This window comes from Okeania sp. SIO2F4, from assembly GCF_010672385.1.
Classification (GTDB): Bacteria; Cyanobacteriota; Cyanobacteriia; order Cyanobacteriales; family Microcoleaceae; genus Trichodesmium.
Map to the genome: position 1 here is coordinate 1 of NZ_JAAHGT010000662.1, position 5,548 is coordinate 5,548.

Below are 5,548 nucleotides of genomic sequence, written 5' to 3' on the forward strand. Positions count from 1 at the left end.
TTCTAACTTCGTTAACGTAGTGGTTTGTTCTCCAAACCAAGCGCATAAATAGGATTTGGAAACCAAACCCCTACAGCTTTCTCTCGCAAATCATTTAGGATTACTATATAAAATTAAATAAACCGGACTGTCATCGACAAATCCGGTTAAGAATTAAAACCCTATATTCTCAAAATAAATTATTCCAAACTACAGAATTTTTCTACACAACGGACAAACATTTCTACTCCGATTCCCAAAGCTGTTTCATCAAAATCAAATCTAGGATGATGATGGGGATAAGCCAAATTTTTCTCCGCATTTGCTGAACCTAAAAAGAAATAACAACCAGGTATTTCTCGTAGAAAAAATGACATATCTTCACCTCCCATAGTTTGACATTCTGGTACAACACCAGCAGGAGTTTCTACTATTGATTCAGCAACACTTTTAACTAAATCCGCAACTTTTGAATCGTTAATTAATGGCGGATAAAGTGGAGTATAATTAAACTCATACTTAGCCCCATAACTTGCGCAAATTCCAGAAATTATTTGCTCAATTCGTTTACTAAAATAATTTTGATAATCCAAACTAAAATAGCGGACTGTACCACTCATTCTGGCAGTATCGGCAATAACATTAAATGCTCTACCTGCATTCAACTGCCCGACGGTGACAACTGCTGAATTTATAGGATTAATATTCCGAGCTACTATTGTTTGTAAAGCATTAACAATTTGTGCTGCAACTACAATAGAATCTACTGTTTGATGTGGCATTCCTCCATGCCCACCTTTGCCCAAAATTGTGCAACTAAATCTTTCAGTAGCTGCCATTAATGCACCACTGCGGACTCCCAATGTTCCTAGGGGGAGATTATTCCACAGGTGCAAACCAATGATGGTATCTACATCAGGATTTTTCAGCACTCCCGCTTCAATCATTGGTTTAGCGCCTCCAGGTCCTTCTTCGGCAGGTTGGAAAATGATTTTGACTATACCACTAAAATCTTGACGATGATTAGCGAGATAGTAGGCAGTACCGAGAGCGATCGCTGTATGTCCATCATGGCCACAAGCGTGCATAATACCATTATGTATCGATCTATATGGAACATCGTTTAATTCTTGCACTGGTAGCGCATCTAAATCTGCTCTAATACCAAGTACAGGACCGGGTTTACCGCTATTAATAGTTGCGACTATACCTGTGTTAGCAATTCCTGTTTGATGTTCGATGCCCCACTCTTGTAATTTTTGGGAAATAAATTTTCCTGTTAAGTGTTCTTTGAAACCTAATTCCGGTCTTTTATGCAGATGTCGTCGCCACTCAACTAATAGAGGTTGCAGTTTGCTAATGTCTGAGCGCAGTTGAGATTTGATCGCAGAATTTGAGGTCTGAATAGTTGAAACCATATTTTTGATAATTAAGAATCTGGTAGTCCTGTATAGTAATGGTATACAGGAAAAAACAATATCTGGCACGGGAGTAAGATGCTCCCACTGTTCTCGTAACAAACATAATCAAGACTTACGCACGCGAAACCGGGTTTTTATGATAAATCATTGTTTTTATTATAGACATCTAGGAAAAACCAGGTTTTTGAGTTTGTCTGCGTAAGTCCTAATAATGACAATGCACTACCATTACAATGCACCACCACCAAGAATTTAACTTCTGACTATGGTATACAGGAAAAAAGAATATCTGGCACGGGAGCAAGATGCTCCCACTGTTCTCGTAACAAATATAATGACAATGCACTACTATTACAATGCACCACCACCAAGCAAGAATTTAACTCCTGACTCCTGACTCCTGACTCCTGACTCCTGACTCCTGACTCCTGACTTCTGCTATACTTTGGTTAATACTGGCAAAAATTTTTCTAAATCTAGGTTAGAAGCTGCTTTAGCTAATTTACCTAAGTCAGTAATATCTGCTAAATGTGGTATAACTCCACAAACTTGTACTTGCGTTAAGGATTCAATTAGTTCAACTGGAGTCCAGTCAGCTATTTCTTTTTCTGAGCAAGGTTTCACACAATTAAGAATAATTCCTAAAAGATTAACCTTCATTTGACGAGCTAGGGCGACATTTGCTACAGTTTGAGCGATCGCCCCTAATTTGACTGGTACAACCAAAATAGTAGGTAAATGCCAATCTCTAGCTATGTCTGCTACTGTGAGTTCATGAGTTACAGGGGAACCCAGTCCTCCTAAACCTTCAACTAATACAAAATCTTTTTGTTGTCGCAAGGTTGTAAAGGTTGACCATACCCGATCTAATTCTACCAGACGACCTTCCCGTTCTGAAGCTACCGGAGGAGCAACGGGTGTTTCATACCATAAAGGATTAATTTCGTCAAGGGATTGGTCTAGGGAAAATAGTTTGGTGTAGAGTTCGCGATCGCCAATGCCAGTTTGAATAGGTTTAAATAAACCTAATTTAAGGTCTTTGTGGTAGGTTTGCCAGTAGGCAGTAAGAGCGATCGTCAATATTGTTTTGCCAGCGTCCGTATCAGTTGCCGTAATTAACAGTTCTTTCAAGATGTCTATCCTGGAGTTTCATTTATGATTATTTCATTGTAATACTCGATCTTAAAGCACTTACTATTTTTTTGTAAAGAATTTCAGCAGCTTTGCTCCTAATTTTGGCTCTAATTTTCTCGTCGCTGATTTATGAAAAACTTTTGCTATAATAGTTTGAGGCGAAAACAAACTTCTAGTATGGGGTAACTATAAATAACTACTCCAAGCTCTCCTCATAACTGTATCATCAAAAATTGGAAATTACTGAGTGCGTCATTTCAGTTATCAGTTATTAGTACCTCTGACTGAAGCATCTGGCTTGAAATACTGAAGTTGATTTTTTTTCATTCCCTTGAAAGGGGAGGTTATTGACCTGATTTTTTGGTCAAAGTTTTAAGCCGATAAAATCTTACTTCCCACATTCCGCACTTCATAATGTAGTAGAAAGGGATACATGAATCACCATCAGAATTTGAGCCAACAAATTAAACAAATTCATTCTATAGAACATAAAATTCTAGGAGTAGCACGAGTATTGTTGGGGAACCAGGGAGTTCTGTTGGCAGCAGGAAACACAGGAGTAACTACACTGGAGTTGAAAGCATCAATCAATTTTCATGTAGCAGGTGCTGCGATGGTGCTGCGGACGGTGCGGATCGCCATGGCGATCGCAGCATTCTCCGGAGAATGATTGCACACCCAATGCACATTAGCGATCATATTTTTGACAACAAGAGGGTAAAAATTATCAAATTAAGCTCCGTTCTTCTGTGAGATTAACTACTTTTGGAGACCGGTCTATTATTAATAAATGAACCCCTTGAAACCATTGAAATATCCATCTTAATGTCGGAGTATTTATCAGCTTTCCTAACTAGTTTTTAACTCCATTATTTGTTCTTTTTAAAGTATTTTTCAGCTCTCTTGGGCCGAGATTATATACTAATAAACACAGTGACATAATCAACAATATTGTTTCCAGTCTTTGGGGTTTTTCTACAAAAAAACTATCGGCCAAAAATTGTGGGTCTTTGAGGAAGCTAAAACCTCTTTCACCAGCCTGTTGATTTTTATAGTTCCACAGTATTTCTGGGCTTTTAATTTCTGAATGTGACTCAATATTCGTCGCCAGAATAAATCGACCTGCCACTAAATTTCTTCAATAATCTCTGAGACTCTTGGTTGAATTGTTATTTGATGATGAGAGAATATAGACTGTTTATTTAAGATTTTTTCCTTGATTTATCAAGATTCCACATTCCATAATTTCAGTTTTTTGTTGATATATTTTAAGTAATTTTGAGCTGGGAAATCTGTATCAAATCCAGTTGTTTCTAATTTTTTTACTAGCTTTAATGCCGTCTTTTGTTCTTGTTCAATTTTCGATTCTAACTTCTGGATATCACTTTTTTTCCGGGGTTCACTTTCCACAATTAACCATCTTTGTGTAATACCAGCATAAGTAACTTTTTGCTCCAACCATTTCTATCCTTTTTCTTGAATAACCCTAGTTATTTATTTAATTTATGGGTCTTTTGAGGAGGAAATTTTTACTTTTTCCATGTCTAATTCAATTACTTCTTGAGCTTTTTTTAAAGTCATTGGGACTCTAGTTATCCATTTTAAATTAGAAATTAATTTCAGATTCTCGTGGCTATATAAGGCACTATCACAGACCATAATACTATCTAGTTTGATTTGTTTTTTCACTTCCGTTAAAATTTCACCAAATACTGCTTTATCTGATTCATTCCCATGGGCAGCTCTCATAAACAATGGTATTCCACTATGACTACTGACAACTAAATCTAATAGACATTGTTTGAAATCTGGCCGATGGTCACGAGAATAGCCTTTTGTAATTAATATAGGTTTTTCCTGAGTAAATATTGTACTTTTTTGATAGTTTTCAGTAGTTTCAATATGATTATATTCTCCATGCAAATGAAATGATGTTGAATCTAAGTGAGCAGATTTTGTTTCAATTTGAAACTTTTTAGTAACTAATAGTCCTATTTCTACAAATAAATTTGTTAACCCTAATTTATAAATGTCATCCATCACTCTACCGAGAGTATCATCGTTTAAATATTCACTTTTTATACCTGTTCCTAAGAATTTTTCTACAGCCTTGTATTCCCAGAAATTACTAAATAAATATAGAGGACGTGATACCATTCCTAGCCCGTTAATAATTAAGGCTTTAATTACTTGTCCTGATGTAATTTTTTCTCGACTATTAACTCATAATTTTTGGTTGATTATTTCCACTATTCCTATCTCATCAATTAGTCCTGCCAGTATTCCTAAGTGGTCGATATTTTTGACTGTTATTTCTTCCATCTACTGACATTTTTTTAATATTAAAAATTATGAGCTGATTAGCTTTATGATCTCACTTGAAGTCACTAAACACCATAAGTAATTCTACTTAATTAAATACACAAGTTTTCTGTAGGCTATTATAATACAAGTTGAAGCACAAAATGTAGGTTACTTTAAACTTTTGACTTTTGAGTGTCTTGAGTGTCTCTTATACCAATTAACTTTACAGCGCTTTTCAGTTGAGTAGACTACTAAACTCATTGTTAGGAGTCAGGAGTTAGTATAAAAGCCCTCGTTCTTCAAATTATGACTGAATAAATAGACATAGGCGTGATAATCAAAAATTAAATCAATCCCATACGTATAAACCATCAATTCTTTCCTCCTACTCCCGTACGGGCGATTCGCTCTTCGCCCCTACTCCCTCTTTTCCACCAGAGGTCTAATATACGATACTTAGGGTTTCTGGAGGAGAGTGTGGTCTATCAAGGATGAAAACTGCAATTTGAGCGATCGCTCAAATTACTCAAGATGATGCCGTGGTTTATTCATATGAAAACCGCTTTAAAGATGTCACAAATAGCTCACGGGGTGACAAGCTAGTTGAAAGCTATATATAGAGACGAATTTGCGTTCGGGAACTGAAGAATACTTCAACTAAAATCAAACTCTTATTGAGAATGAATGAGGTGTAGTGCGTTAGAAGAGCT

General features: G+C 36.2%; 4 protein-coding genes and 1 pseudogene. 2 read left to right on the forward strand and 3 right to left on the reverse strand.

Annotated elements, in window-relative coordinates; translation table 11 throughout:
• Positions 1 to 179 precede the first annotated feature (179 nt).
• A complete protein-coding gene (locus F6K22_RS29895) occupies positions 180 to 1,397 on the reverse strand; it encodes a M20 family metallopeptidase (RefSeq protein ID WP_293106555.1) in 1,218 nt (405 codons plus the stop codon).
• Between the two features lie 268 nt (positions 1,398 to 1,665).
• Here F6K22_RS29895 and F6K22_RS29900 point away from each other — a divergent pair, with 268 nt between their 5' ends.
• Positions 1,666 to 1,797 carry a hypothetical protein gene (locus F6K22_RS29900; RefSeq protein ID WP_293106558.1) on the forward strand — a complete coding sequence of 44 codons (132 nt, stop codon included), beginning with the start codon at positions 1,666 to 1,668 and terminating at the stop codon, positions 1,795 to 1,797.
• Between the two features lie 41 nt (positions 1,798 to 1,838).
• On the opposite strand, the gene bioD is transcribed toward F6K22_RS29900, so the two are convergent.
• The gene (gene bioD, locus F6K22_RS29905) at positions 1,839 to 2,531 is read right to left on the reverse strand and encodes a dethiobiotin synthase (protein ID WP_293106561.1); all 693 of its coding nucleotides are present in this window, start codon (positions 2,529 to 2,531) and stop codon (positions 1,839 to 1,841) included.
• 436 nt (positions 2,532 to 2,967) lie between these two features.
• Between bioD and F6K22_RS29910 the strand changes: the two genes are divergently transcribed.
• The gene (locus F6K22_RS29910) at positions 2,968 to 3,204 is read left to right on the forward strand and encodes a hypothetical protein (RefSeq protein WP_293106563.1); all 237 of its coding nucleotides are present in this window, start codon (positions 2,968 to 2,970) and stop codon (positions 3,202 to 3,204) included.
• Between the two features lie 57 nt (positions 3,205 to 3,261).
• On the opposite strand, the pseudogene F6K22_RS43175 reads toward F6K22_RS29910, so the two are convergent.
• Positions 3,262 to 4,856: pseudogene (locus F6K22_RS43175) on the reverse strand (IS1634 family transposase).
• Between the last annotated feature and the right edge of the window lie 692 nt (positions 4,857 to 5,548).